Genomic DNA, 24,100 nt, shown 5'->3' on the forward strand with positions numbered 1-24,100 from the left:
CACCGGTCCGGGCGGCGCGAAAGAGCAAGTGGATCGCGCCGGCATGCCGGCAAGGCGTCGGCAATCCCACGACGTCCGTCAGGCGATGGGTTCGCCGAGGGCGCGGGTCGCGCCCGGCCGGGCGGCGAGGCGATCGTACCAGCGGCGCAGCGCCGGGCGCTCGACCCGCTCCGCCGGCAGGTTCAGCCAGCGATGCGCCGCGCAGCCGAGGGCGATGTCGGCGATGCCGAAGCCCGAACCGGCCACGTAGTCCCTGTCCGCGAGATGGCGGTCGAGGATCGCCGCCATGGCCTCGCTTTTCTTCAGGGAGGCGGCGATCAGGGCGCGGTCGGGATCGGCCGAGCGGTAGAGCTGCCAGAATGCATCGCGCATGGCGGGGGTGAAGCTGGTGGCCTGCCAGTCGACCCATTGCTCCACCTGGGCACGCGCACGGGGATCCGTGGGAAGGGCCAGGGCCGGGCTGGTCGCCGCGATGTAGCGAAGGATCGCGTTCGATTCCCAGACGACGAAACCCTCCTCCTCGAGAGTGGGCACGAGGCCGTTCGGGTTCATCGCGCGGTAGCCGGCATCGTCGACGACCCCGTGGCTTCCGCCGGCCTCGACCCGCTCGTACGGCAGTCCCGCCTCGTCGAGCGCCCACACCGCTTTCTGCACGTTCACCGAGGTGAGGCGGCCCCAAAGCCTGCGCATGGTCCCAGTTCCTCCGTCACGCTTTCGGCGGGTAGGCATGGTCCCGACCGTTCGGGTCAGTCACCCGCAGCCCGTCCGCAGTGTTGCGCAGATAACCGGGTCCAACCGGCACCTTGCCGTGCCCGCCGGGAATGTCGAGCACGAAGGTCGGCTGTGCGAGCCCCGAGAGTCGACCGCGCAGGTCGCGCATCAGATCCCGCCCCTCGTGCAGGCCGGTGCGCAGATGCGAGGTGCCGGGCGCCAGATCCCCGTGATGCAGGTAGTAGGGCTTGATCCGGTTCTCCACGAAGGTCCGCATCAGCGCCTCGAGAGTTGCGGAATCGTCGTTGACGCCGCGCAGCAGCACCGACTGGCTGACCATGGGGATCCCGGCCTCGACCAGACGGGCGCAGGCCGCGCGGGCGGCCGGCGTGAATTCCCGCGGATGGTTGGCGTGGAGGGCGACGAACACCGCACGGCCGAAGCGTCCGAGCGCCCGGATCATCGCCTCGGAGACGAGATCGGGCTTCACCACCGGCACGCGGGTGTGGAGCCTCATGACCCGCACGTGCGCGACGGACGCGAGGCGGTCGGCGATGTCGCCGAGCCGGCGCGGCGAGAGAGCGAACGGGTCGCCGCCCGTGAGCACCACCTCCCAGATGCGCGGATCCTGCGCGATGTAGGCGAGGGCGGTGTCTAATTCCGCGTCGGTGAGGGTTCCGAGCCCGTCCGGGCCGACCATCTCCCGGCGAAAGCAGAAGCGGCAGTAGACCGGGCAGACATGCAACGGCTTCAGAAGCACGCGATCGGGGTAGCGATGCACGATGCCGGTGACCGGGGCGTGTGCGGTATCGCCGATCGGGTCGACACGCTCTTCCGGCGCCGCGGTGCATTCCTCCGCCCGGGGGACGAACTGGCGGGCGATCGGATCGTCGGGATCGTCGGGATCGATCAGCTCGGCCATGTCGGGCGTCACCGAGACCGCGTAGCGCGCGAGCACGGCGCTCACGCCATCGGCCTCCTCGCCCGAGACGAGGCCGGCCGCCATGAGGTCGTCGACGCTGCGCAGCACCCGGTTCATGGCCGCGTCTCCGCGACGGGCGTCCAGATCACGTCCTCGATCCGTCCCGCACCGCAGGCCAGCATCGCCAAACGATCGAAGCCGAGGGCGATCCCGGACGCCTCCGGCATGAGGGCGAGGGCCGCGAGGAAGTCCTCGTCGATCGGGTAGCGCTCGCCATAGACGCGGACCTTCTCCGTCATCTCGGCCTCGAACCGGCGGCGCTGCTCGTGCGGGTCGGTCAGCTCGCCGAAGGCATTGGCGAGTTCGACACCGCAGGCATAGAGTTCGAAGCGCTCGGCCACCCGCGGATCGTGCGGCGCCGGCCGGGCGAGGGCGGCCTCGCTGACGGGATACTCGCAGAGGATTGTCGTGCGCCCGAGACCGAGATGCGGCTCGATCCGCGCCACGAGGACGCGGGAGAACAGGTCGGCCCAGGTATCGTCCTCTGCGACCCGCAAGCCTGCGGCGGCGACGGCGGCGGCCAAGCCGTCCCGGTCGGTTTCGCCGGTCCGCGAAACGCCGGCCAAGAGGTCGATCCCGGCGAACCGGTCGAAGGCCTCGGCCAGGGTCAGGCGTTCCGGGTCGGCGAACGGATCCGTCTCCCGATCCCGGTGGACGAAGCGGCGGATGCCGGCCGTCTCGGCCGCGCACCGCAGCAGTTCGGTACAATCCGCCATCAATGCCGTGTAGGACGCCCCGGCCCGATACCATTCGAGCATCGTGAATTCGGGGTGATGCAGCGGTCCGCGCTCGCGGTTGCGGAACACGCGGGCGACGCTGACGAGCCGCGTCTCCCCAGCTGCAAGCAGCTTCTTGCACGCGAATTCCGGCGAGGTGTGCAGGTAGAGGGGCGTACGCGCGCCGCTGGCTCCCACGGCTTCCGTCGCGAAAGCCGACAGATGGGCCTCGTTACCCGGTGACACTTGGAGGCAGGCCGCCTCCGCCTCGACGAAGTCGCGTGCGGCAAACCACGCGCGGAACGCCGCGAGGATGCGATTGCGCAGGAGCAGGGCCGGGCGCCGGTCGGCATGGCGATCCGGGGACCACCACGGCGAGACGGGGCCTGTCACGGCCGGACCGGCCCCGGGCGGCGTCGCGTTTTCGAGCACTCTCATCCTCGGCCCTGTCCGGCCCTCGACCCCGGAGGGGCTCCCCGGCCGGCCCTGTCCGCCATCGACGGCCCGCGTTCGCCCGCTGGCAACCGCGACGCAGATGCGATAGTGGCGGGGTCCGATATGCAGCGCCCGCGCTTGGCGCGTGCCAGCCCCCATGTCAATGCAGGACGCAATTCCGTGAAGGTGATCGCCTCAACGCTCCGTAAGGGCAACGTCGTCGAGAAGGACGGTAAGCTTTACGTGATCCTGTTCGCCGAGAACATCCATCCCGGCAAGGGCACCCCGGTGACCCAGCTCGACATGCGCCGGATCACGGACGGCGTGAAGGTGTCCGAGCGCTATCGGACGACCGAGCAGGTCGAGCGCGCCTTCGTGGAAGATCGGGAGCACACGTTCCTGTACAGCGACGGGGAGGGGTTCCACTTCATGAACCCCGAGAACTACGAGCAGATCGCCGTGCCGGCGGACGTGGTCGGCGATGCCGCCCCGTATCTCCAAGAGGGCATGGCGGTGATGCTGTCGGTCTACAACGCCGTGCCGCTGACGATCGAGTTGCCGCAGCGCGTGACCCTCGAAGTCGCCGAGACCGAGCCGGTCCTGAAGGGCCAGACCGCCTCGTCGTCCTACAAGCCCGCGACCCTCTCGAACGGGGTGCGGACGACCGTGCCGCCCCACATCGCCGCCGGCACCCGCGTCGTCGTGATGACGGCCGACGGGGCGTATGTCGAGCGCGCCAAGGACTGAGCCAAGCCTGGCCGGTGCCCGGCCCCGGTGGATCCGGGGCGGGCGTCAGTGCGGTGCCCGGGCGGCGGCCTCCAGCGTCGCGTAGCAGCCCTGCGAGATCGCCTGCGCGCGCAGGCGCTCGGTCCCGCTGAAGGGACGGCCGTCCTCCCGGAAAAGGTCCTCGCGCAGCAGGGCGTCCGACGTGCAGCGGGCGGCGATGCGGCAGAGCGGCGGCTCGCCGCCGGTGCGCGTGCAGATCGTCACGTAGTCGGCGCGGAACGCCCGGAGTCCGGCGCGCGGATTGGCGCCCGCCACCGTCACGAGTCCGGTCAGCAGCGCGAGCAGCACCGGCTGGTGGATGAGGTAGATTGCGAGGCTGTGGCGGCCCGCGAACGTCGCGGCGCGGCCGATCCGCGTGCGCGGAGCCCAGGCCCCCAGGGGCGAGCGGGCGAGCGGCGGCAGCGCCACACGCCCCAGGACGATCCCGACCAGCACCATCCCGAACCAGGGGAAGAGCGGCACGTAATCGTTCGTCCGCGGTACGACCGAGCCTAGGCCGAGGAAGGACAGGGCCGGCGCATCGAGAACGGAAGCGTGCCCGAGATGCGGCGCGGCGAGGACGACCGCGGCGGCGAAGGCGGTGACCGGCGCCGGCAGGAACAGGAAGGGCAGCCCGAGCAGGCTGGAGAAGGCGATGCAGTGCAGCACGCCGAAGAACACGAAGGCGTCCGGGAAAACGGCCCAGGTGCCGAGAGTGACGAGCAGCGCCGCCCCGCCGATCCGCAGGAGCCGCAGCAGGGTCGGCCGGAGCCTGACGCCACGTCCGTTCATCAGCACGAGGCCGAAGCCGACCAAGACAAGGAAGCTGCCAGCGATCAGTTCGGCAGCCAGACGCCCCGTCGGCGTCAGCGCGTAGTTCTCGGCGGTCAGCCGGAGATGGCCGAGGTCCCAGAGCGTGTGATAGCTCGCCATCGCCAGCAGGGCGACAGCCCGGGCGGCGTCGACGATCGGCAGGCGGCGCTGCGGAGCCGAGGACGCGGTGGCGTGGCGATCGCGGGTCAGGTCTACGAACATGAGGGCGATCCCAAACCACGTCGCGGCGGCCCGTGCTATCGGGAGCCGCTCGGGCACTGCGCGGGGAACGCGACGACTCTCGAAAACGTGAAGGTCGCCGCCGCACGATCACTGGTCAGCCCGCAGGGCGGGACGGTCGAAAAATCCCCTCGCTGGTCCCGACGCTTAAACACCGCATTCGTCGCAAGCTGCGACCGATCGACTGTTGCGGCATCGCCTCCCATGGCCAAGATTGCAACTTGGCCGGGCTCTTCTGCCAGACAAATGGGCTTCCCGGGCATCAGGACTTCGTTAATCTTCCCGGGAGAGCGCGCGGCGTGATTCGGTGTAGGTTGCTCGGCCATGTCTGACGAACGCGGATCCGAGCCCGAGAACGCCGATCGGCCGATGGTCGCTCGACCCGGCGAGGCGGATCAGCACGAGGATGCATTTCTCGACCTCGTCGAAGTGGCCGGTCACATCAAGTGGTTCGACGTCTCGAAGGGTTTCGGCTTCATCGTGCCCGACGACGGTTCGCCCGACGTCCTGCTGCACGTCACCTGCCTGCGGCGCGACGGTTTCCAGGCCGCGAGCGAGGGCGCGCGCATCGTCGTGGAGGCGGTGGAGCGGCCGCGGGGTTGGCAGGCGTTCCGGGTCATCTCTCTCGATCAGGCGACCGCCCTGCACCCGTCCGAGATGCCGCTGCCGCGCACCCACGTCAGCGTGACGCCCACCAGCGGGTTGGAAACCGCCGTCGTGAAGTGGTTCAACCGCCTTCGCGGGTTCGGTTTCTTGACCCGGGGCGATGGGACGCCCGACATCTTCGTGCACATGGAAACGTTGCGGCGCTACGGGATCGCCGAACTGAAGCCCGGTGAGTCCGTTCTGGTCCGCTATGGTGATGGATCCAAGGGCGTCATGGCGGCCGAAGTCCGGTTGATCGACGGGGCCATGCCGGCGTCGCATTGAGGCCGTGCGCCTCCGGCGCTATGCCCTTGCCGCGCCTCAGGAATCGCGCGTCGATTCCCCTTTCGCGCAGCCTGGTCTATGTCCGGGCGGCGGATCGTACGGTCCGCGCATCATCCCACGAGAGGCATGAGCCTGTGAGATCACTATCCCGCGCCGCCCTGGCGGTCGCCATCGCCTGCCTCACGCTGACAGCCGTGGCTGCGACCCCGCCCGCCCTGGCGCAGGCTGCCGCGCGCACCGCCACCGCCAAATCGGAGCCGCTGACCATCGTCACGAAGTCCGGCCCGAAGCGCTTCGAGGTCGAGGTCATGCGCGATGATGCGGCCCGTTCCCGCGGCCTCATGTTCCGCCGGCACATGGCAGCCGATCACGGCATGCTGTTCGATTTCGAGCGGGACCAACCCGTGACCATGTGGATGAAAAACACCTATCTGCCGCTCGACATGGTGTTCATCCGGGCCGATGGCACGATCAGCCGGATCGCCGCCGAGACCGAGCCGCTGTCCACCGCGATCATCGCCTCGGGAGGCCCGGTTCTCGCGGTCCTGGAACTCAATGCCGGGACCGCCGCGAAACTCGGGGTCGCCCCGGGCGATCGCATCGAGCACGGGATGTTCAAGGCCCGCTGACGAGCGGGGCCGGCCCGCGAACGCACCGGGAACAAGTCCCTTGACCCGGTGTGCGTTCCGCGCCAGTGTTCCGGCAATGTTCCGGTTCGCCGGAAGGCTGGTTCAGGGCGGAGGACCCGATGGGCAACGCGGCCGAAGTCGAACTGTTCGGCAACGACGACTGGTCGGTGCAGACGGACGGGATCGAGCACCGCGAGACCGGATACTTCATCGCGCGCGGTGCTCTGGCCCTGCGCCGGGCCGAGGGGCTCTGGGATTGGCCGCTGCAGATGGCCGAGAAGCGCTGGTGCCGGCCGAGCCTGTTTCGGGAAGCCTTTCTCGCTGCCCTCGACCGCTTCGGGATCGCGCGCGACGCCGAGCTGCTCCGATCCTTCGCCTTAGGCTACGGCATTCGCGCGGTCGTGTCGCCGGCGGCCGAGACCTTCGTCACCCTGGGCGACGTCCTGCAGCCGCGCGGGCGGGCCGAGACGGTGCGGTCGGCGGCACAGCGGCCGGCGGCCCGGGCGCTCGCCGCCGCCGGTGCCTGACGAACCGGCGGCGCAGGGGTGATTTGACCGGGGCCGTCACACCCGGATAGCCCTCGTTCTTGTAACGAGAGAGAGGGCATCATGGCGGACCACGACCGGACTGGGCTGGACGGGCTGATCACGCCCCCGCTTTCGCGGCGCGGCTTCGTCATGACGAGCCTGATGAGCGGCCTGACGCTCGCGACAACCCGCGTCGAAGCGCAGGTGATCCACACCGACCAGACTGGAATCGAGGCCGGCGAGGTGAAGATCCCGGCCGCCGATGGGCCGATGCCGGGCTACCGGGCAGTTCCCGCGGGCGAGGGTCCTTTCCCGATCGTGCTGGTGATCGAGGAGATCTTCGGCGTCCACGAGTACATCAAGGATATCTGCCGTCGGCTCGCCAAGGCGGGATACTGCGCGGTGGCGCCTGAACTCTACGCCCGCCAGGGCGACCTCTCGACCATGACCGATGCCCAGCAGATCATCCGGGACGTCATCGCCAAAACGCCGGATGCGCAATGGATCGGCGATCTCGACGCGGCCGCCGCCTGGGCAGCGTCCGCAGCGAAGGGTGATCCGAACCGCCTCGGCGTCATGGGCTGGTGCCGCGGCGGTCGCGACGTCTGGCTGTACGCGGCGCATCGTCGCGACCTGAAGGCGGCGGTCGCCTGGTACGGGCCGGTCGGAGGCGAGCGTACCGACATCCAGCCGCGCACCGCCACCGACGTGGCGGCGGAGATCAACGCGCCGCTGCTCGGTCTTTACGGGGCCGCCGATACCGGTATTCCGGTGGCCGCCGTGGAGGCGGCACGCGACCGGGCCAAGGCCGCGGGCAAGACCGTCGAACTCGTGATCTATCCGGACGCCCCGCACGGCTTCCACGCGGATTATCGTCCGAGCTACCGCCGAGAGGCGGCCCAGGACGGCTGGGATCGCGCCCTGGCCTTTCTGAAGTCGCACGGCGTCGGCTGAATAGCCGCTTCGGGGCGTCGACCCGAGGCGTTCGTCCGTGGCTGTGTTGCCTAAGACACGGCCACAACTTCCCGATTATGCAAGGATCAAAGGAGGATCTGTGCCCGCGCGGGTCTGGCCCCTCGCGGCGTTCGGGCGTTGAACCGATCGAAGCGACCGCCGTTCAGCCTCTGTAGAGTGTCCTGGCTTATGAGCGATTCGGTACAGCCCGGCCAGAAGCCCGTGATCCTCGTCGTGGAAGACCAGCCCGACGAGCGCTTCCTCGCGGCCACGCTGCTGGAGGATACGGGCTTCACGGTGATCGAGGCCGAGACCGCCGACCGAGCCCTGGCGATCCTCAACGACCGCGCAGACGAAGTCAGCGTTGTCTTCTCCGACGTCCGCACGCCCGGCCCGATCGGTGGCTTCGAACTCGCGCGGATCATCGGCGTGACTTGGCCGCGTGTGCGCGTCCTTCTGACGTCCGGTGATGCCGGCGACCAGCCGAGCGACCTGCGTGTCTCGGCGACCTTCATCCCGAAACCCTGGCGTGCCGAGGATATCCTGGCCTGGGTGGAACAGGCCGCGGGCCGTCCATCCACCGGATCCGGGCCTACCGTGATCGGACCGGGTGGTAAAATAATCCCCTCGGGACTGGAAACCTGAGGCGGTGGCGCAGTTGTACGCTACTCCGGAGCGCGGTGCCCCCGGTTTCGCACAGTACAGTTGAACCGTGATACCGCCATGAAGATCGTCGCTGCCAATTACGCCGATTCCCTTCGCCGATCCGACGGGCGGGATACGGTTGAAGCTGGTGTCGTCGAAAGCGTGCGCGTGGAACTGCTCGCCTTCTACGGATCCGCCGATCACGACGTGCCCGAGGAACTGACCGCGTTGGCGCGTCGACTGGACGGGGCGGACACAGCCCGCGGCGCGACCGCCTAGGCTCGTTCGATGAACCGGGCTTCGGGACCGGGCCGCGGGTCGCCAAGAGCAGAGAATCTGCTATTCAGCGCACTCTGACCTGCCGACGCAGTGCGTCTCTCAGTCGAGCCCTTGATGCGTCTCAATCTTCTTCGCGGATCGCTGATCGCCGCCGCGATCATGACCCTGGCCGGGCTCTCGACCGTCGAGGCGGCGACGCCCCCGGCCCAGCCGGCCGACGGGGCAGGGGGTATCGGGGATCGCAAGGCGACGGTGACCAAGCGCCTGCTCGGCCGCGGCAGTGCCACCACCTATGCGTTCTACGCCGCCGGTGCCGCGCCGGAAGCCGGACGCCCCGTGGCGATCTTTCTGCACGGCTGGGGCGTGGTCAATCCGCAGAGTTACGGCGGATGGATTGATCACCTTGCCCGTCAGGGCTGGCTCGTGCTCTTCCCGCGTTTTCAGGAGGTCAATCGGACGCGACCGGCAGACGCCCCTGCCATCGCCGAGAACCTCGTGAAATCAGCGCTCGCGGATCTCGCGTCCGACAGCGAGGCGCGACCCGATCTCGGCCGGGTCGCGCTGATCGGCCACTTGGCCGGCGCGCCCCTCGCCCTGGATATGGCCGCCGGTTCCAAGGCGCGGGGCCTCCCCGTGCCGAAGCTGATCCTCGCGGCGACGCCAGGGGGCATCGCCAGCGGGGCGAAGTCCCGCGGCATCGCCCTCGCCGACCTCTCGACGGTGGACCCGGCCACGATGCTCGTGGCGATGGTCGGCGACAAGGATACCCGTGCGGCCGATCTGGCCGCCAAGCGCCTGCTGCGTGAGGCCAGCGCCGTCCCCCTTGAGCGCAAGCTGTTCGTGCGCGCGCTCTCGGACGATCACGGCTTTCCGGCCCTGACGGCGACCCTGGCGGCTCCCGCGGGCCTCGACACGGCCTACGATGGCGGGGCCATCAAGCCCGGTCCGGAGCCGAAGGAGGCCGCAAAGGATGCGGCGAAGCCGCCGCCGTTCCGCTGGTCCGCCGACATGGCTCTGACCGGCGAGCAACAGACCCTGGTCTCGCAGATCAATCTCGCCCGCGTAGACGCCCTGGACTACCTCGGGTTCTGGAAGACGTTCGATCTCGCCGCCGCGGCGGCGTTCGCGGGGTCGGACGCGACGGCCCTCAAGAACAATCCCCGCCTAGCCGATATGGAGCGCTGGAGCGACGGCTGGCCCGTGAAGCGACTCGCCGTCGAGACCCCCCGACCCACGCCGGCCGCGCAGGCGGGCACACCGGCGCCGGCGGCCCGCAAGCGCTGAGATCCGCCTCTTTGATAGCTTGGCCCTGGCGTAAGGCTTGCTAATCTCCTCCCGTCCGAGACGGGAGCGAGATCATGCCCGAGTTCGTCGCCAGCCTGCTCGCCGCGGCTGCCTTCTGCCTGACATTGCTGGCCCTGAACGCGCTAACCCGGCTCCTGATCCAGGCGCATGTCGCCCCGGTCGACCTGGGCGAAACCGGCTTGCTGCAGATCGGCGGCGCGCTCGTTGTTGCCCGGGCCGCCTATCGCAGGGCTCCGCACCGCCGCACGTTCTGACCCTCAGCGCAGGAAGATGCCGAACGAGCGCGGCCCGTTGCCCGTGGGAATGGTCGCCAGCACCTTGAGCGTGCCGGAATCAAGGACGCTCAAGGTATTGTCGCCCCAGTTCGCTACGTAGAGGCGCCCATCCGGGTCGGCGGCTATGCCCTCGGGATGATCGCCGACATCGATATCGGCGATCGGCTTGAGCGTCGCGAGGTCGAAGGCCGTGACGCTGCCGGCGTATTGATCGGTGACGAAGCCCCGCCCCCGCGCGAGGGCGATGACGTAGGGCCGCCGGCCGGTCGGCACGCGGCCGATCTCGCGCCTCGTCTTCAGATCGAGGACGGAGACATCGTCGCTCGTGACGTTGGCCGTGTAGGCACGTCCTGCGGCCGGATCCAGCGTGATGCCGAACGGATGCTGTCCGACCGGAATGACTGCGGTCTCCCGCCGCGCCGCGGCGTCAACCACCGAGACGGTATCGGCCTCGCGGTTGGCAACGTAGAGCGTCGCGCCGTCGGGCGAGACGGCGATCCCGGAGGGCGACGCCCCGACCGCGATCTCACCGTCCGGCACCAGGCTACCGGCGCGCTCCGTGAGAACGAACAGACGGTGTCCGTACCAGTCGGCCACGTAGACGGTTCCGCCGCGCGGGTCGGCCGCGACGCCGAGCGGTCCGCCGGGCAGCGGCACCTCGGCGAGGACGCGGCCGGCGTCGAGATCGATGACGGCCAAGCCGTGCCCTTCCGGACGCGTGACATAGGCGCGCCTGCGATCGGGCGACAGGGCGATCCCGGCCGGCGCCCCGTCGACCGGGATCCGTCGCACCACCGTTCCGGCGGCCAGATCGACGATCTCGACCGCACCGCCGAGCTGGGCGGTGACCACCGCCTCCCGAGCCGGTTCGGCACGGGCGGCGGTCGCCAGGACGATGAGGCCGGCGGCGCAAGCCGCCCGGCCCCAGCGCAAGGTCACGAGCCCTTCTCGACCTTGGCCTTCAGGTTAGCGAGGCTCGCCTTGATCCAATCGCCGACGCCCTTCTCGGAGGCTTCGTCGTTCAGCTCGGGCGGCGGATCGTTGTTCATGTAGCCGCGATAGAACGCAGCCTTCCACTCGACCTTCGCCTTGTCGTTGCCCGCGGGCTCGACCGTGATGGTGGCTGAGTAATCGTTCGCGGGAAGATCCTTCACATCAACCTTGTCGATGTAATAGGAGAACAGCTTGTCCTCCGGCTTAAGCTTGTTGCTCGTTTCCTGGATCTGGTCGCCGTTCTTCAGCGTCAGCACCCGCTTGAACTTGCCCGCCGGGTCGCCGGTGAGTTCCGTCTTCGTGACGTTCTGCAGCCAGTCGGCGTTCTTCACGTCGCCGATCACGGCCCATACCTTGTCGGCTGGGGCGTTGATCTCGATGGATTCGTTGATCTTGCGCCGGGTCGGGCCGTGAGCCTGTGCGGTCGCCGCAACCAGAGCCGCGGTGGCTGCCAGGGCCAGGGTGATTTTCTTCATCTTGTCCTTCTCCTCCCGACCTCAACGGTCGTCGCGATCGAGGACGCGCGCCTCGGAGCCGAGCGCCGCCTCGACCTTGTCCTCGATCCAACCCCAAGCCTCGCGCTCGCGCGGTCCCGCGGTCTTGCCGATGGCGATGGCGAGGTAGGCCATCTCCGTCAACACCTTGTCGGGCTCCAGCATGTGGAGCCGGGTCGAAAGAATCGCGGCCTCCAGAACGGCGGCCTGCGCACGGTTGTAGCCGATGAAGGGCGCGTGCGCGGCGCTGTGCACCATGCGGCCGCGGAAGCGAGGCCGGGTCTCGTGGGCCTCGACCGCTGCGACCTCGAACTCCGCGTGGCCGAAACTGTCGGCGAGGCGGCGGCCCGGGATCGCCGTGCAGGGCAGCGTCGGCCATTCGCGTCGGCCCGTCACCGCGCCGGCGATGACCCGGATGTCGCGCGGGCTGGACGCCGCGAAGCAGGGAGTCGCCTCCAGGTTCGTGATGGTCGGCGACGGCCGGAACGGCGCGAGCACGTAGCCCTCCGCCTCGCCGATCAGCCCGAACGGAACGAGGTGCAGTTCGCCCGCGGGAGAGACTGTCGTGACGATGGTTTCGAGGATCAGCGGCATCGGCTCACGCTCTGTCGGCTGGCACGAGCCGCCCGCAGACCAGCTTCGCGGGCGGGTCCTGCGGGCGTTCCGGAGCGGACTCGGCCCGAGCCTCCGCATCCGGAATCGTTGCGGGCCGCTGCGCGTCGGCCTCCGGTCCGACCGAACGGGCATCCCGGGTGCCCGGCGGCGGCGCGTCCGGTCCGGAATGGCGGGTGTGGCCGGCCTTCTTGAAGGCGGTGGCATCCTCCACCTCGGCATCGGCCGCGCAGCCCCAGTCGAGGGGCTCGTCCTGCACGTAGCGCTTGCCAAGCCGCCACGCGGTCTCGGCCTTGGCGAGTTCGGCGCCGAGATAGTACGCGTGCGCGCCGTCGCTCGCGACATCCAGATCCGGGAAGAAGGCCATCGCGTCGGTGCCGACCCTGTGGACGTCGCGGTTGTAGACGTGGATGCCGTCTTCAGCGACCGCGATCCGGTAATTCGGATCGCGCACCTCTGCGGCGGCCTGGGCGATCTCGTCCGCCGTCTGCACGAACGGGCGCTTGTCGTGAAGAGCGAGCAGCGCCCGGCCGTAACCTTTGGGCAGCGCGGAATCGGCCTTGGCCGCGTACATCACCCGCCGGGCGGCGTCGTGCTCCTCGACGGTGCGGCGGGTGTGGTTGGAGACCTGCACGATCAGCACGTTGCGGATCGACAATTCGGAGCACATGCCGACGAGCAGTGCGGTGACGCCGAGGGAATCGGCCTCGGTGAGCTCCGTGAGATTACCGGTGCCCATCATCATCTCGATCTCGGGCCAGCGGGCGCGGGTCTCGCGGTAGCGGGCGATCGAATCGACGAAGCCGTGGTGGATCGGCTCCAGGATCGGGTCGGCGAGGAAGGGTCGTCCGGCCTCCAGCATGCGCGCGATCGCCCGGTCGAGCGAGGGCAGGTCGTCCGGGCGCGTCGGCACGAGGATCGGCACCGCCCCGGTCTCGAAGGCGAGGTCGAGGGTCTCCTCGTTCAGGCTCAGGAGGAAATCGGCGCCTGCGGCGGCGCCCCGGACCAGTTCCTCGCGGGAGAAGGAATCGACGCTGACCTTTAGACCCGCCTCCTTGAGGGCCTTCACGGACTCCTCCAGATGCGGAAACGGGGTGTCGGGCAGCCCGCCGAGGTCGATGACGTCCGCGCCGCGCCCGGCGAGGTCGAGGCCCTTGGCCCGGATCTGCGCGACGGTCATTTTCGAAGCGTCGACGATCTCGGAGAAGATCCGCAGGTCGTGCCGCGACAGGTCGACCTTGCGACCGGCCAAGCCGAGCCAAGCCGGCAGGTCGACCACCTCGTCGGGTCCCCGCTCCACGGGCATGCCGAAATGCGCGGCGAGATGCTCCGGATTCGCGCGGCACCGACCCGGTAGGAGAACCCGGGTGGCCCCCTCCGGCAAGGTGACCCGCCGCCGGATGATCTCCTCGGTCATCAGGGCGGCGACCTTCACGCCGGCATCCGCGATGCTCCAATGCAGGGTCGTCGGCAGTCCCGCCGCGACCTTCTCCAGGCGCGCCCGGGCGAGGCGGCCGGTGACGAAGACGATGTGCTCGGGCGCGCTCACGCGGCGACCCGCGGCACGACCGCGATCCTGTCGTTCGGCCCCCGGATCTCGATCGGACCGCCGAAGCGGGCTGCAAATCCCGGGAAGGCGGCATCCACAAGCCCGGTTCGGGCGAGGGCGGCGGCGTCCTGGCCCGGCGGCGCGTCGCGGGACTTCACCAGGACGCAGCGCGTCGCCCCGATCCGCGCCGCGAGCCACAGGGCCAGACTGTCGGAGGTGACGTCCCAGGTCTCGGCGATGTCCGGGTGTCCGGCGCGCAGGACACGGGGATTCCACACTCGGATCCGTGCGGGCGCGGTCTCGGCCCACGGCTCTAGGCTTTGGACGAGCCGCGGTTCGATCCCGCGGAAGATGCCGGCCGCGTCGCTCATGGCGTCGAGGGCGCGGCGATGCGCCTCGTCATCGCCGAAACGCTCGACCGCCTGCGCGGCCCGGACGCCGTCCGCGAAGGCCCCGCCACCCGGCACGACGATGCAGCGCCCGTGCGCGCCGTCGGCGATGGCTGCAAGCAGCGTCCGGCGGCGGTGCGGATCCGCTTCGAGGCTGCCCCCAATCTTGATGACGGCCGTCACGCCGCGTCCTGCCGGTTCGGGCGCAGGGCGCGGAGCGCCTCGACGACGCGGAGCGGATCGATGCCGTTGCGGCGATCGAAGTCGCGGCACAGGCCGCCGCGGAAACCCAGATAATCCGGCCGGTGCGCGCCGAGACCGGAGATGTCGATGATCCGAAGCGACCCTGCCAAGCCGCTCATCAGGCCGTGCGCTCGGCAGGCAGCGGTGAAGGCCGAGAGGTCGGCGGGCGCCGCGAGGTCGGGCAGGCGCGCGCCCTGCTTGCCGGCGGTGTCGATCATCGCGCCCGCGAAGCCGGCCGCCGCTAGATCCGGCACGAGGGCGGCGGCCGGGCCGTCCTCCGCGAAGAGAACCGCGATCAGCCGTCCGGGCGCCGCCGCGGCGAGAGCGGAAAGGGCCGCCGCGTCGCGCCGGCGGGCCTGATCGACGCCGGTCTTGACCCAGTCGACGCCGGTCCGCGCCAGGGCGGCGACGGAGGCGGGCGCAGGATCGGCCACGGCGCTCGTCACGGCACCCCCGGATACCCGCGCGACGATCTCGTGGACGACACCTACCTCGAGGGCGCCCAGGGCTCCGCGCTCGGGATCCTTGGCGTCGATCAGGTCGGCACCCGCGAACCGCGCAGCTTCGGCCTCGGCCGGATCACGGACGCTGACGAGGAGGCGGGGCGGTCGGGCTGGCTGGACGGAAGACGTGGACACGAAACACTCGGACTTGGACGGACCGTCTCAGGACTTCCCGGGCAGCGGCTCGGCGAGCAGGCGGTTCTTCACCACCCACCGCATGGCGTGTGCCCAGGTCTCATCGGTGTCGGCCCGGATCGTCACCTGACCGCCGCGCACCACCTTGCCGGTATCGGCCTCGGCGATCGCGACGCTCAGGTTGAAGATCTGGCCGGACCCCTTCTCCACATAGCCGGTCACGACGAGGTCCGCACCCAGGCTCTTGCCGATATCCGCCGCGCAGCCGTTGCACTTGTAGAGCGGCCCCTCCTTGGCCACGACATCGGCCTTGGGCGCCGTATCGACGATCTCCAGTCCCGCCTTGTCGCGAAGGGCGTTACGGAGCTCGTCGGTGACCAGCGTGAGCTTCCGGGCATCGACCGGCCGCATCCGGGTTCCGTAGGACGCACCGGGGTCGAACAGTTCGACCGGGAACACGGCCGCCTTCTCGGCGGCGCGGGCGGCGCTGGGCAAGGCGGCGCTCAGGGTGACGAGACCGCACGCGGCCGTCGCGCGAAGGATCGTATGGCGCATCGGCAGGAGCTTCCTCTCAAGGCATGCGGCCGCCCCATTCGGCGGCCTTGTTGTCGGCATAGGTCGGGCGAAGGGACAATTTGGCAATGTACTTCGGCTGCCGCCTCCCCCACGACGGTAACGTGAACGTCGGGACGACACGCCGCGGTTGAGCGGTCCGCGCGGATGCTGATAGAGGCCGCCCACATGCACGATCCTGCACCCGAGACGGTTTTCCGGTTCCCGGCGCGCCCGGCCTGGCTGTGCGCGGCCGTCCTCGCGCTGGCCCCAATCCCTGCGGCCGCGCAGCCCCAGGGCACGGCCGCGCCGGCCCAGGACACGGCTGCCGCCGCAGCCCCGCAGGCGCTGGAGACGCATATCGGCCTGATCTACCGGCCGCAGCCCGCGCCCTCTTCCTACGACGCCGAAGCGGCGCCCGAAGACGAGGGGCTGGCCGGGGCCAGGATGGGCGTCGCCGACAGCAACACCACGGGCCGCTTCACCAAGCAGTCCTTCGTGCTGGACGATGTGGCGCTGACCGACGACAAGCCCGACGCCGTGGCCGCCGCGAAGGACCTGGTCGGCAAGGGCGTCCGCTATCTCGTGCTGGCGCTGCCCGCCGACGCCGTGATCGCGGTGGCGGACGCGGTGAAGGATACGGGCGCGGTGGTCCTTAACGCGGGCGCCGCCGATGACAGCCTGCGCGGGGCCGATTGCCGCGCCAACGTCTTCCACATCCTGCCGTCCCGCGCGATGCTGACCGACGCCCTGGCGCAGTACCTGACGGTGATGCGCTGGCGGAAGATCTTCCTGATCGTCGGCCCGACCGATGCCGACAAGGCCTACGCGGATGCGGTCCGCAACTCGGCGCGGAAGTTCGCCCTGAAGATCACCGCCGAGAAACCCTGGACCTTCGGCCCCCTGGCCAAGGCGCGCGGCGACACCCCCACGCGGGCCGAGGCGATGGTCTTCACCCGAAGCCTCGATTACGACATGGCCGTCGTCGCCGACGAGGAGGGCGACTGGGGCGATTACGTCCCCTATCGCACGGTGGACCCGAGGCCCGTGGGCGGCACGCAGGCGCTGACGCCCACGACCTGGTCGCCCGTCCTGGAGACCTGGGGGGCTGCGCAGGCCCAGAACCGCTTCCGCCGGCTGGCTTCGCGGCTGATGCGCCCGCTGGATTACCAGGTTTGGGCGGCGGTGCGGACGGTCGGCGAGGCCGTCACGGCGAAGAAGACGAACGATCCGGCGGTGATCGCGCCCTTCCTCGTCGATCCGGCCTTCACCCTGCCGGCCTACAAGGGCGTACCCTTGAGCTTCCGGCCCTGGGATCACCAGCTGCGCCAAGCGATCATCGTGGTGCAGCCGAAGGCGCTGGTCTCCGTGGCGCCCGAGCAGGGCTTCCTGCATCAGCGCACGCCCCTCGACACGCTGGGCGTCGACCTGCCGGAGACCACCTGCAAGTTCAAGTGAGCCCGCGGCCTGCGGCGATGGCGAGCCGTCAAAACCCTCGCAACGCGCGGGAATCGCACTACAAACGTCCCACGAGAACGTCCGCCGAGGACGCCGGGACGTCACAAGGGAAGGAACTGGCATGCGCCGCCGCGTCGAGGCTTGTCTGAGTGTAATTGCCCTCGGTGCCTGGTTCGCCCTTGGCGGGCCGGCCTCCGCCTTCACGGCCTACGTCACCAACGAGAAGGGCAACTCGGTCAGCGTCATCGACACCAACACGATGGCGGTCACGGCGACCTGGAAGGTCGGGCGTCGCCCGCGGGGTGTCACCGTCTCCAAGGACGGCAAGGAGCTGTTCGTCTGCGCCAGCGACGACGACCGGATCGACGTGCTCGACACGAGTTCCGGCAAGGTGGTGCGGTCCCTGCGCTCCGGCCCCGATCCGGAGCAGTTCATCCTCGATGCCTCCGGCAACCCCCTCTACGTCGCCAACGAGGATGACAGCCAGGTCACGATCATCGACATCGAGAAGAACAAGGTGCTCGCCGAGGTGCCGGTCGGAGTCGAGCCGGAAGGAATGGGGCTGTCGCCGGACGGGAAGGTTTTGGTCAACACCTCCGAAACCACCAACATGGCCCACTTCATCGATACGAAGACCTTCCAGGTGATCGACAACGTGCTCGTGGATGCGCGGCCGCGCTTCGCGGAGTTCTCCGCCGACGGCAAGTTCCTGTGGGTGTCGGCGGAGGTCGGCGGCACGGTGAGCGTCATCGACGTGGCGCAGCGCCGGGTGATCAAGAAGATCACCTTCAAGATCCCGAGCGTGAACGACGAGGCGATCCAGCCGGTGGGCATCCGGATCACCCAGGACGGCAGCAAGGCCTTCGTCGCCCTCGGGCCGGCCAACCGCGTCGCCGTGATCGATGCCAAGACCTACGAGGTCGAGAAGTATCTTCCGGTGGGCCAGCGCGTCTGGCAGCTCGCCTTCACGCCGGACCAGAAGATGCTGTTCACCACGAACGGCACTTCCAACGATGTCTCGGTGATCGACGTAGCCGCCCAGAAGGTGGTGAAGAGCATCCCGGTCGGGCTCCTACCCTGGGGCGTGGCGCTCTCGCCGAACTGATCCGCGCCCGCCGGGCGACAAGCGAAGTCGGCCGCATCCCGAGGCGGCCCTCCAGGGTGGAACACGACATGACGCGCATGTTTCGAACGGCGGCCCTCGGTCTGGCAGGGCTGCTCGCGGCCGCTCCGGCCAGCGCCCTCGACCTGACCAAGAAACGGGAGAACCTGCCCGACCTCGTCCTCGGCGACGACCAGGGCAACGATTTCGCCGTCGAGAACAAGGACATCACGCTGGAATCCGGCAAGGCCTACCGGCTGCGGATCGTCGCCAAGGGGCGTCAGGAATACAAATTCTATGCGCCCGAGTTCTTCCGTTACATCTGGTTCAACCAGATCGTGATCGAGCATAAGGAGATCCACGGCGGCGGACCGCCCGATCACCTGGAATTCGACGATCCCGGCGAGATCGCCATCGAGTTCGTGGCGATCAAGCCGGGCACCTATCCCTGGGCGGCGCGCGGCCTGGAGGCCAAGGGCATGACCGGCACGTTGACGGTGAAGTGATGCGCATCCTCCTGCTCGCCGCCTGCCTCCTCGCCGCCGGTCCGGCTATCGCGGCCGACGACGCCTCCGCCTGCGCCGAGGGCATCACGATGATCCGCGACGCGCTCGCGCTGAACCCGCCCGAGGCGTCCGTGCCGAAGCTCAGGAAGGCCCTGCGCGTGGCCGAGCGGGAGCAGAAGGAAGGCGAGTTCGACGAGTGCCTCGACGCCGTGGCCGATGCCCGCAAGGTTCTGGGACGATGAGCGCGGGGGAGACCGCCGCCCTCCTCGTCGAGCATGTCGGCCACCGGTTCGGAACCCGCGCCGCCCTGGACGACGTCTCGATCACGGTGGAACGCGGGCGTTTCGCTGCCCTTCTCGGGCCGAACGGCGCCGGCAAGACGACGTTGTTTTCGGTGATCACGCGGCTCTACACCAACCAGACCGGCCGGGTCTCGATCTTCGGCCACGCCCTCGACCGTGAGCCGTCCCGGGCGCTGGCGCGGCTCGGCGTCGTGTTCCAGGCCCGGACGCTCGACACCGACCTCACCGTCGAGCAGAACCTTCTGTACCACGCGAGCCTCCACGGCATCGCCCGTGCCGCCGCCAAGGAACGGGTCGGCGTCATGCTCGACCGCGTCGGCCTGGCCGACCGACGCCACGACAAGGTGCGGACGCTCTCGGGCGGCCAGTCGCGCCGCATCGAGATCGCCCGCTCGCTGATCCACCGCCCGGACCTGCTGCTCCTCGACGAGCCCACCGTCGGCCTCGACCTCGAATCCCGGGCCGATATCGTGGCGATCGTGCGCGCCCTGGTGCGCGAGGAGGGTCTGTCGGTGCTCTGGGCAACCCACATCTTCGAGGAGATCGCGGACGACGACGAGGCGGTGGTCCTGCACCGGGGCCGGATCGTCGCCCGGGGTCGTGCTGGCGGGATCGGCTTGCCCGGCGAGGCCCTGGCCGACGCGTTCCGCCGCTTGGTCGCCGAGCCGGGGAGGGCGGCGGCATGACGGATCCGACACCCCTCGCCACGCGGATCGGCGCCGTCCCCCCGCGCAGCCAGGCCGACCGGATCGGCCGCCTCGACACGGTCGGCTACCTGATCTGCCTCGGCGGCATCGTCCGGCGGGAGTTGCTGCGTTTCTTCAATCAGAAGGAGCGGTTTTTTTCGGCCCTGGTCCGGCCGCTGGTCTGGCTGTTCATCTTCGCGGCGGGATTCCGCAACACCCTCGGCGTCTCGATCGAGCCGCCCTACCAGACCTACGTGCTCTACGAGGTCTACGTGGTGCCGGGCCTCGCCGTGATGATCCAGCTGTTCAACGGCATGCAGTCGTCCCTGTCGATGGTCTACGACCGCGAGGTCGGCTCGATGAAGGTGCTGCTCACCTCGCCCTATCCGCGCTGGCTGCTGCTGCTCGCCAAGCTGATCGCGGGCGTCGCCGTGTCGATCGTACAGGCCTACGCGTTCCTGGCCGTAGCGTATTTCTGGGAGAGCGACATCCCGGCGCTCGGCTACCTCACGGCCCTTCCGGCCTTCCTGGCCACCGGGCTGATGCTCGGAGCGATCGGGCTGTTCCTGTCGTCGCTGGTGCGCCAGCTCGAGAACTTCGCAAGCGTGATGAACTTCGTCATCTTCCCGATGTTCTTCGCCTCGTCGGCCCTCTACCCCCTGTGGCGGATCCGGGAATCCTCGGAAACCCTGTACTGGATCTGCGAGCTGAACCCGTTCAGCCACGCGGTCCAGCTGGTCCGCTTCGCCCTCTACGTCCAGTTCGAGCCGGTCGCCTGCGCCGTTGTGGTGGGCGTGGGGCTCGCCTTCTTCGGCATGGCGGTGGTCGCCTATGATCCGGGCCGGGGCATCATGGCCCGGCGCGGCGGCCCGGCCGGCGACAACACCTGATGGAGCCCGCGCGATGAATTTCCTCCTGACCCGCATCCTCGGCTCGACAATCGGGCTCGCCATCCTCGCCGGTCCCGCCCTGGCCCAGCCGAAGACGGATCCGAGCTGGCCCTGCGTCCAGCGCAAGGTGGCGACGCTCAGCCCCGGCCAGTTCTGGACCGGGCCGGACATCGAGGCGGCCGGCGATTGGGGCAGCGACAACGATGCCGCGGTCCTGGCGCAAAAGATCGCGTCCCGTCGGACGGATCTCTCCCAGGTCGGCCCGCTCCTCGACACGTTCGCCGAGAAGTTCGGCTCCGACAAGGACGCGAAGGACAAGGCCCTGACCCGCGTCTACGCCGGCGTGTTCGAAGTGCTGAACGGCGAGCGCAACAAGGTGGTCGGTGGAATCGCCCGCTATGCGCAGGGGCAGCGCCGGATGGCCGAGCGCATCCGGGACGAGGCGGACACGATCAGCCAGGTCAAGGACGCGCCGAGCGCCTCCGATGCGACAGAACTGCCGAAGGACCAGTCCGAGCTGGAGACGAAGTTCGCCTGGGATCGCCGGATCTTCCAGGAGCGGAGCCAGTCGCTGACCTATGTCTGCGAGGTCCCGCAGCTCCTGGAGCAACGCCTCGGCGAGATCGCCCGTCTCATCCAGGCTCACCTCTGACAGGACCGCGTGGGGCTTGCCGAATCGTCCCGCGCGTCTTGCCGAAATATCCTTAAGTCTCTGAAATTGCTATCGAAACTGTTGCCGTTTCAGCACTCGCCGTCGGCATCTCCGGATTCCGGTCGGAAATAGCGCGGAAACGCGCCTCACGGCTTCTTGAACGGATTGTGCGCCGTCTCGGCCCCCGCCAAGAGTGACCCAAGCTCGACTGTAACGGGCATGGATCGAACGGTTTGGGGGTTGGGATGTCACTACGGGCGCTTCGGAGCAGCCTGGTTGCGTCTGCATCGGTTCTCGCGGGTTCGATGGTTCCCGGCGCGGTGCAGGCTCAACAATCGGTGACGCTGGGCGAGATCAGCGTGGTTTCGACCACGCCGGTGGGATCGGGCGGCGGTAACTCGAGCTCGGCACAGGCCTTCAACGGTCCCGGTCCCGTGCCGCCGGCCGGCTCGGTCGGGCCGAGCGCCGGCACACGCCTGCGCGGCAGCGAGCAGCCCCTCAACAAGATCCCCAGCACGGTGGAGTCGGTCACGGCGAGCGATCTCACGATCGATCAGGCCAGCAACAACCTAGTGACGACGCTGGCCCGGCGCACGCCCGGCTTCAACGTCTCCGACTCCCAGGGCAACAACAACCGCGTCGACGTCACCTATCGCGGCTTCACGGCCTCCCCGGTCCAGGGTGTGCCGCAGGGACTGGCGGTCTACCAGAATGGCGTGCGCATCAACGAGGCGTTCGGCGATGTGGTCAACTTTGACCTGATCCCGCCGCAGGCGATCCAGCGCATCGACGTGGTCACCGGCAACCCGGTCTTCGGCCTCAACGCGCTGGGCGGCGCGGTCAACATCCAGATGAAGAACGGCTTCACCTGGCAGGGCACCGAGATCTCGGCCTGGGGCGGCTCGGACGCGCGCACGGCCGGCTACCTCCAGTACGGCAAGGTCTCCGGACCGTGGAGCGTCTACTTTACCGGCGACGGCTTGAACGACCGCGGCTGGCGTTACGAGAGCCCGAGCACGATCGGGCGGCTCTATGGCGATATCGGCTACCGCTCGCAGGATTCGGAGTTCCACCTGATCGGGCTGGCCGCGCGCAGCTTCTTCGGCGCCGCCGCGGCGACCCCGGTGGATTTCACCCACCGCGACCCCCGGTCGATCTTCACCTATCCGCAGACCACCACGACCGAAGTCGGCACGCTCCAGCTCACCGGCCGGGTCGACCTCTCGCCGACCTGGGATCTTGCCGGCAACGCCTATTTCCGCCGCTTCAGCCAGACCTACGTCGACGGCAACGACGGCAATTTCGAGAATTGCAGCTCCCGTTCGAGCTACCGCGGCTTCCTCTGCTACGAGGATGACGGCTTCAGCCCCGCGGCGGGCCAGTCGCAGAATGCCTTCCGCAACCAGTTCCTGATCCTGGGCCAGCAGAACCAACGCGTCCCGTTCCGCGCCAACATTCCCTACGGCACCCTCGACACGACCCAGACCCAGGCGACCGGCTTCGGCGGTTCACTTCAGGCGTCGAACCGCGACCGCGTGTTCGGTCTGCCCAACGCCTTCGTGGTCGGCGGCAGCATCGATGCGGCCAATTACTCGTTCAAGTCGTCCAGCACCCTGGGCGTGATCAACCCGAACCTGTCGATCACCACCGATCCGAGCAACCCGTATTACGGCACGATCCCGGGCCTCGGTACGCCGATGCTCAGGACTGCCGGCGCGCTCGGGATCGCGCCGAGTTCGGTCAACGGCTCCAATGTCTACATGGGCCTCTACACTCTCGACACCCTGGACGTCACCGATCGCTTGTCGCTGACCGCCGGTGCCCGGCTCAACTTCGCCCGCATCCAGAGCGAGGACCTCACCGGCTTCTCGCCGGACGTGACCGGGACGCATTACTACAACAAGATCAACCCGGTGGCGGGCCTGACCTACCGGTTCTTCGACGCGCTGAACCTCTACGGCAGCTACTCGGAATCGAACCGCGCGCCGACGCCGCTGGAACTGGCCTGCGCCAATCCGGACCGGCCGTGCCTGCTGCCGAACTCGCTGGTTGCGGATCCGCCGCTGAAGCAGGTGACCGGTCGGACCTACGAGGTCGGTTTGCGCGGCCAGCTGCCGAACACCTATGACGGCGGCATCATCACCTACAAGATCGGCGCCTTCCGCACGGATCTGACCAACGACATCCTGTCGCTGGCCACCCCCGGCAACACCGCCCGCGCCTACTTCGTCAACGTGCCGTCGACACAGCGGCAGGGCATCGAGGTCGGCGGCGAGTACACGGCCGATTACCTGCGGGTCTACGCCAACTACGCGCTGGTCGACGCCACCTTCCAGTTCAACGGCACCCTGTCGTCGCCCAACAATCCCCTCGCCGACGATGGCGCGATCCAGGTCCGCAAGGGCAACGTCGTGCCGCTGGTGCCGACCCACCAGATCAAGGCCGGGTTCGACTACTTCGTGACGCCCGACTGGCAGTTCGGTCTCTACCTCCAGGCTTTCTCGTCGTCGTATTTCCGCGGCGACGAGTCCAACCTGAACCGCAAGCTGCCACCTTACTATGTCCTGAACTTCCAGACGAAGTATCAGGTGACGAAGAACCTCGAGGTCTTCGGCCTCATCACCAACCTGACCAACAACCGCTACGCCACCTTCGGCACCTTCGCCGAACCCGGCGCGGTGGCCGGCAACCTGCGGATCAGCGATCCGCGGACCACGACGCTGGCTCAGCCGTTCTCGGTCTACGCCGGCATCCGCTACGCCTTCGGGGCCGATCCCGTGCCGATGTCGCCCGAGCCGATCATCCGGAAGTATTGATCTCAAGGGTAT

Annotated in this window: 28 protein-coding genes; 17 read left to right on the forward strand and 11 right to left on the reverse strand. The window is 68.9% G+C overall.

What is annotated here, in order from left to right; translation table 11 throughout:
* Window positions 1–78: 78 nt before the first annotated feature.
* From ACXJKQ_RS00585 to epmA, 3 genes are read right to left on the reverse strand one after another with little or no spacing between them, the layout of a single operon-like run.
* Window positions 79–690, reverse strand: coding sequence for a glutathione S-transferase family protein (locus ACXJKQ_RS00585; protein ID WP_457103819.1), 612 nt, complete (start codon window positions 688–690; stop codon window positions 79–81).
* A 16-nt stretch (window positions 691–706) separates the two neighbouring features.
* The gene (locus tag ACXJKQ_RS00590) at window positions 707–1,750 is read right to left on the reverse strand and encodes a lysine-2,3-aminomutase-like protein (RefSeq protein ID WP_457103820.1); all 1,044 of its coding nucleotides are present in this window, start codon (window positions 1,748–1,750) and stop codon (window positions 707–709) included.
* A complete protein-coding gene (epmA, locus tag ACXJKQ_RS00595) occupies window positions 1,747–2,847 on the reverse strand; it encodes an EF-P lysine aminoacylase EpmA (RefSeq protein WP_457103821.1) in 1,101 nt (366 codons plus the stop codon). Before epmA ends, ACXJKQ_RS00590 begins: the two co-directional genes overlap by 4 nt.
* Window positions 2,848–2,967: 120 nt before the next feature.
* On the opposite strand from epmA, the gene efp reads away from it, so the two are divergent.
* Complete coding sequence (efp, locus tag ACXJKQ_RS00600) at window positions 2,968–3,591, forward strand: elongation factor P (RefSeq protein ID WP_457104059.1); 624 nt, start codon at window positions 2,968–2,970, stop codon at window positions 3,589–3,591.
* Window positions 3,592–3,636: 45 nt separating this feature from the next.
* On the opposite strand, the gene ACXJKQ_RS00605 is transcribed toward efp, so the two are convergent.
* Window positions 3,637–4,644, reverse strand: a complete 1,008-nt coding sequence (locus ACXJKQ_RS00605; RefSeq protein ID WP_457103822.1) for a heparan-alpha-glucosaminide N-acetyltransferase — start codon at window positions 4,642–4,644, stop codon at window positions 3,637–3,639.
* Window positions 4,645–5,031: 387 nt separating this feature from the next.
* Here ACXJKQ_RS00605 and ACXJKQ_RS00610 point away from each other — a divergent pair, with 387 nt between their 5' ends.
* The 8 genes from ACXJKQ_RS00610 (at window position 5,032) to ACXJKQ_RS00645 (ending at window position 10,185) form a co-directional block, all read left to right on the forward strand.
* Window positions 5,032–5,592: a cold-shock protein gene (locus ACXJKQ_RS00610; protein WP_457104060.1), complete on the forward strand. Its 561-nt coding sequence runs from the start codon at window positions 5,032–5,034 to the stop codon at window positions 5,590–5,592.
* Window positions 5,593–5,726: 134 nt separating this feature from the next.
* Window positions 5,727–6,221, forward strand: coding sequence for a DUF192 domain-containing protein (locus ACXJKQ_RS00615; protein ID WP_457103823.1), 495 nt, complete (start codon window positions 5,727–5,729; stop codon window positions 6,219–6,221).
* A gap of 119 nt (window positions 6,222–6,340) precedes the next feature.
* A complete protein-coding gene (locus ACXJKQ_RS00620; protein WP_457103824.1) occupies window positions 6,341–6,748 on the forward strand; it encodes a hypothetical protein in 408 nt (135 codons plus the stop codon).
* An 81-nt stretch (window positions 6,749–6,829) separates the two neighbouring features.
* On the forward strand, window positions 6,830–7,702 hold the full coding sequence (locus ACXJKQ_RS00625; protein ID WP_457103825.1) for a dienelactone hydrolase family protein: 873 nt from the start codon (window positions 6,830–6,832) through the stop codon (window positions 7,700–7,702).
* 189 nt (window positions 7,703–7,891) lie between these two features.
* Window positions 7,892–8,347 (forward strand): response regulator, encoded by a 456-nt coding sequence (locus ACXJKQ_RS00630; protein WP_457103826.1) that lies wholly within the window; start codon window positions 7,892–7,894, stop codon window positions 8,345–8,347.
* 78 nt (window positions 8,348–8,425) lie between these two features.
* Entirely contained in the window at window positions 8,426–8,626 is a 201-nt protein-coding gene (locus ACXJKQ_RS00635; protein ID WP_457103827.1) for a hypothetical protein, read from the forward strand.
* 114 nt (window positions 8,627–8,740) lie between these two features.
* On the forward strand, window positions 8,741–9,910 hold the full coding sequence (locus ACXJKQ_RS00640) for an alpha/beta hydrolase (RefSeq protein ID WP_457103828.1): 1,170 nt from the start codon (window positions 8,741–8,743) through the stop codon (window positions 9,908–9,910).
* Window positions 9,911–9,984: 74 nt separating this feature from the next.
* On the forward strand, window positions 9,985–10,185 hold the full coding sequence (locus ACXJKQ_RS00645; protein WP_457103829.1) for a hypothetical protein: 201 nt from the start codon (window positions 9,985–9,987) through the stop codon (window positions 10,183–10,185).
* A gap of 3 nt (window positions 10,186–10,188) precedes the next feature.
* Here the strand turns inward: ACXJKQ_RS00645 and ACXJKQ_RS00650 are convergent, their stop codons facing one another.
* Genes ACXJKQ_RS00650 through ACXJKQ_RS00680 form a run of 7 tightly spaced genes read right to left on the reverse strand, consistent with a single transcriptional unit; the run spans window position 10,189 to window position 15,679 of the window.
* Window positions 10,189–11,145, reverse strand: a complete 957-nt coding sequence (locus ACXJKQ_RS00650) for a beta-propeller fold lactonase family protein (protein ID WP_457103830.1) — start codon at window positions 11,143–11,145, stop codon at window positions 10,189–10,191.
* Window positions 11,142–11,675 (reverse strand): SRPBCC family protein, encoded by a 534-nt coding sequence (locus ACXJKQ_RS00655; RefSeq protein WP_457103831.1) that lies wholly within the window; start codon window positions 11,673–11,675, stop codon window positions 11,142–11,144. The genes ACXJKQ_RS00650 and ACXJKQ_RS00655 overlap by 4 nt, the downstream gene beginning before the upstream one ends.
* 21 nt (window positions 11,676–11,696) lie before the next feature.
* Window positions 11,697–12,287, reverse strand: coding sequence for a DUF447 domain-containing protein (locus ACXJKQ_RS00660; protein ID WP_457103832.1), 591 nt, complete (start codon window positions 12,285–12,287; stop codon window positions 11,697–11,699).
* A 4-nt stretch (window positions 12,288–12,291) separates the two neighbouring features.
* Window positions 12,292–13,854 carry a DUF6513 domain-containing protein gene (locus tag ACXJKQ_RS00665; protein ID WP_457103833.1) on the reverse strand — a complete coding sequence of 521 codons (1,563 nt, stop codon included), beginning with the start codon at window positions 13,852–13,854 and terminating at the stop codon, window positions 12,292–12,294.
* Window positions 13,851–14,426 carry an amino acid kinase family protein gene (locus tag ACXJKQ_RS00670; protein ID WP_457103834.1) on the reverse strand — a complete coding sequence of 192 codons (576 nt, stop codon included), beginning with the start codon at window positions 14,424–14,426 and terminating at the stop codon, window positions 13,851–13,853. The genes ACXJKQ_RS00665 and ACXJKQ_RS00670 overlap by 4 nt, the downstream gene beginning before the upstream one ends.
* A complete protein-coding gene (locus tag ACXJKQ_RS00675) occupies window positions 14,423–15,124 on the reverse strand; it encodes a (5-formylfuran-3-yl)methyl phosphate synthase (RefSeq protein WP_457103835.1) in 702 nt (233 codons plus the stop codon). Before ACXJKQ_RS00675 ends, ACXJKQ_RS00670 begins: the two co-directional genes overlap by 4 nt.
* Window positions 15,125–15,151: 27 nt before the next feature.
* Window positions 15,152–15,679, reverse strand: coding sequence for a DUF3280 domain-containing protein (locus ACXJKQ_RS00680; RefSeq protein WP_457103836.1), 528 nt, complete (start codon window positions 15,677–15,679; stop codon window positions 15,152–15,154).
* A 186-nt stretch (window positions 15,680–15,865) separates the two neighbouring features.
* On the opposite strand from ACXJKQ_RS00680, the gene ACXJKQ_RS00685 reads away from it, so the two are divergent.
* The 8 genes from ACXJKQ_RS00685 (at window position 15,866) to ACXJKQ_RS00720 (ending at window position 24,088) form a co-directional block, all read left to right on the forward strand.
* Window positions 15,866–17,134: an ABC transporter substrate-binding protein gene (locus tag ACXJKQ_RS00685; protein ID WP_457103837.1), complete on the forward strand. Its 1,269-nt coding sequence runs from the start codon at window positions 15,866–15,868 to the stop codon at window positions 17,132–17,134.
* A gap of 121 nt (window positions 17,135–17,255) precedes the next feature.
* Window positions 17,256–18,239, forward strand: coding sequence for a YVTN family beta-propeller repeat protein (locus ACXJKQ_RS00690; protein WP_457103838.1), 984 nt, complete (start codon window positions 17,256–17,258; stop codon window positions 18,237–18,239).
* 68 nt (window positions 18,240–18,307) lie between these two features.
* Window positions 18,308–18,742, forward strand: coding sequence for a hypothetical protein (locus ACXJKQ_RS00695; RefSeq protein WP_457103839.1), 435 nt, complete (start codon window positions 18,308–18,310; stop codon window positions 18,740–18,742).
* Window positions 18,742–18,984, forward strand: a complete 243-nt coding sequence (locus ACXJKQ_RS00700) for a hypothetical protein (protein ID WP_457103840.1) — start codon at window positions 18,742–18,744, stop codon at window positions 18,982–18,984. Before ACXJKQ_RS00695 ends, ACXJKQ_RS00700 begins: the two co-directional genes overlap by 1 nt.
* Entirely contained in the window at window positions 18,981–19,730 is a 750-nt protein-coding gene (locus ACXJKQ_RS00705) for an ABC transporter ATP-binding protein (protein ID WP_457103841.1), read from the forward strand. Before ACXJKQ_RS00700 ends, ACXJKQ_RS00705 begins: the two co-directional genes overlap by 4 nt.
* On the forward strand, window positions 19,727–20,620 hold the full coding sequence (locus tag ACXJKQ_RS00710) for an ABC transporter permease (protein ID WP_457103842.1): 894 nt from the start codon (window positions 19,727–19,729) through the stop codon (window positions 20,618–20,620). Before ACXJKQ_RS00705 ends, ACXJKQ_RS00710 begins: the two co-directional genes overlap by 4 nt.
* Before the next feature lie 13 nt (window positions 20,621–20,633).
* The gene (locus tag ACXJKQ_RS00715; RefSeq protein ID WP_457103843.1) at window positions 20,634–21,272 is read left to right on the forward strand and encodes a hypothetical protein; all 639 of its coding nucleotides are present in this window, start codon (window positions 20,634–20,636) and stop codon (window positions 21,270–21,272) included.
* 245 nt (window positions 21,273–21,517) lie between these two features.
* Window positions 21,518–24,088, forward strand: coding sequence for a TonB-dependent receptor (locus ACXJKQ_RS00720; RefSeq protein WP_457103844.1), 2,571 nt, complete (start codon window positions 21,518–21,520; stop codon window positions 24,086–24,088).
* Window positions 24,089–24,100 lie beyond the last annotated feature (12 nt).

The organism is Methylobacterium sp. P5_C11 (assembly GCF_054049775.1).

What these genes read in the sequence shown, in the direction of transcription:
- ACXJKQ_RS00695 (WP_457103839.1), top strand. Translation starts at nt 18,308, where the DNA reads ATGACGCGCATGTTTCGAACGGCGGCCCTCGGTCTGGCAGGGCTGCTC.
- ACXJKQ_RS00610 (WP_457104060.1), top strand. Translation starts at nt 5,032, where the DNA reads ATGGTCGCTCGACCCGGCGAGGCGGATCAGCACGAGGATGCATTTCTC.
- ACXJKQ_RS00705 (WP_457103841.1), top strand. Translation starts at nt 18,981, where the DNA reads ATGAGCGCGGGGGAGACCGCCGCCCTCCTCGTCGAGCATGTCGGCCAC.
- ACXJKQ_RS00720 (WP_457103844.1), top strand. Translation starts at nt 21,518, where the DNA reads ATGTCACTACGGGCGCTTCGGAGCAGCCTGGTTGCGTCTGCATCGGTT.
- ACXJKQ_RS00630 (WP_457103826.1), top strand. Translation starts at nt 7,892, where the DNA reads ATGAGCGATTCGGTACAGCCCGGCCAGAAGCCCGTGATCCTCGTCGTG.
- ACXJKQ_RS00660 (WP_457103832.1), bottom strand. Translation starts at nt 12,287, where the DNA reads ATGCCGCTGATCCTCGAAACCATCGTCACGACAGTCTCTCCCGCGGGC.
- ACXJKQ_RS00585 (WP_457103819.1), bottom strand. Translation starts at nt 690, where the DNA reads ATGCGCAGGCTTTGGGGCCGCCTCACCTCGGTGAACGTGCAGAAAGCG.
- ACXJKQ_RS00685 (WP_457103837.1), top strand. Translation starts at nt 15,866, where the DNA reads ATGCACGATCCTGCACCCGAGACGGTTTTCCGGTTCCCGGCGCGCCCG.
- ACXJKQ_RS00645 (WP_457103829.1), top strand. Translation starts at nt 9,985, where the DNA reads ATGCCCGAGTTCGTCGCCAGCCTGCTCGCCGCGGCTGCCTTCTGCCTG.
- ACXJKQ_RS00700 (WP_457103840.1), top strand. Translation starts at nt 18,742, where the DNA reads ATGCGCATCCTCCTGCTCGCCGCCTGCCTCCTCGCCGCCGGTCCGGCT.
- ACXJKQ_RS00590 (WP_457103820.1), bottom strand. Translation starts at nt 1,750, where the DNA reads ATGAACCGGGTGCTGCGCAGCGTCGACGACCTCATGGCGGCCGGCCTC.
- ACXJKQ_RS00680 (WP_457103836.1), bottom strand. Translation starts at nt 15,679, where the DNA reads ATGCGCCATACGATCCTTCGCGCGACGGCCGCGTGCGGTCTCGTCACC.
- ACXJKQ_RS00620 (WP_457103824.1), top strand. Translation starts at nt 6,341, where the DNA reads ATGGGCAACGCGGCCGAAGTCGAACTGTTCGGCAACGACGACTGGTCG.
- ACXJKQ_RS00710 (WP_457103842.1), top strand. Translation starts at nt 19,727, where the DNA reads ATGACGGATCCGACACCCCTCGCCACGCGGATCGGCGCCGTCCCCCCG.
- efp (WP_457104059.1), top strand. Translation starts at nt 2,968, where the DNA reads ATGCAGCGCCCGCGCTTGGCGCGTGCCAGCCCCCATGTCAATGCAGGA.
- epmA (WP_457103821.1), bottom strand. Translation starts at nt 2,847, where the DNA reads ATGAGAGTGCTCGAAAACGCGACGCCGCCCGGGGCCGGTCCGGCCGTG.
- ACXJKQ_RS00640 (WP_457103828.1), top strand. Translation starts at nt 8,741, where the DNA reads ATGCGTCTCAATCTTCTTCGCGGATCGCTGATCGCCGCCGCGATCATG.
- ACXJKQ_RS00625 (WP_457103825.1), top strand. Translation starts at nt 6,830, where the DNA reads ATGGCGGACCACGACCGGACTGGGCTGGACGGGCTGATCACGCCCCCG.
- ACXJKQ_RS00635 (WP_457103827.1), top strand. Translation starts at nt 8,426, where the DNA reads ATGAAGATCGTCGCTGCCAATTACGCCGATTCCCTTCGCCGATCCGAC.
- ACXJKQ_RS00690 (WP_457103838.1), top strand. Translation starts at nt 17,256, where the DNA reads ATGCGCCGCCGCGTCGAGGCTTGTCTGAGTGTAATTGCCCTCGGTGCC.
- ACXJKQ_RS00605 (WP_457103822.1), bottom strand. Translation starts at nt 4,644, where the DNA reads ATGTTCGTAGACCTGACCCGCGATCGCCACGCCACCGCGTCCTCGGCT.
- ACXJKQ_RS00715 (WP_457103843.1), top strand. Translation starts at nt 20,634, where the DNA reads ATGAATTTCCTCCTGACCCGCATCCTCGGCTCGACAATCGGGCTCGCC.
- ACXJKQ_RS00655 (WP_457103831.1), bottom strand. Translation starts at nt 11,675, where the DNA reads ATGAAGAAAATCACCCTGGCCCTGGCAGCCACCGCGGCTCTGGTTGCG.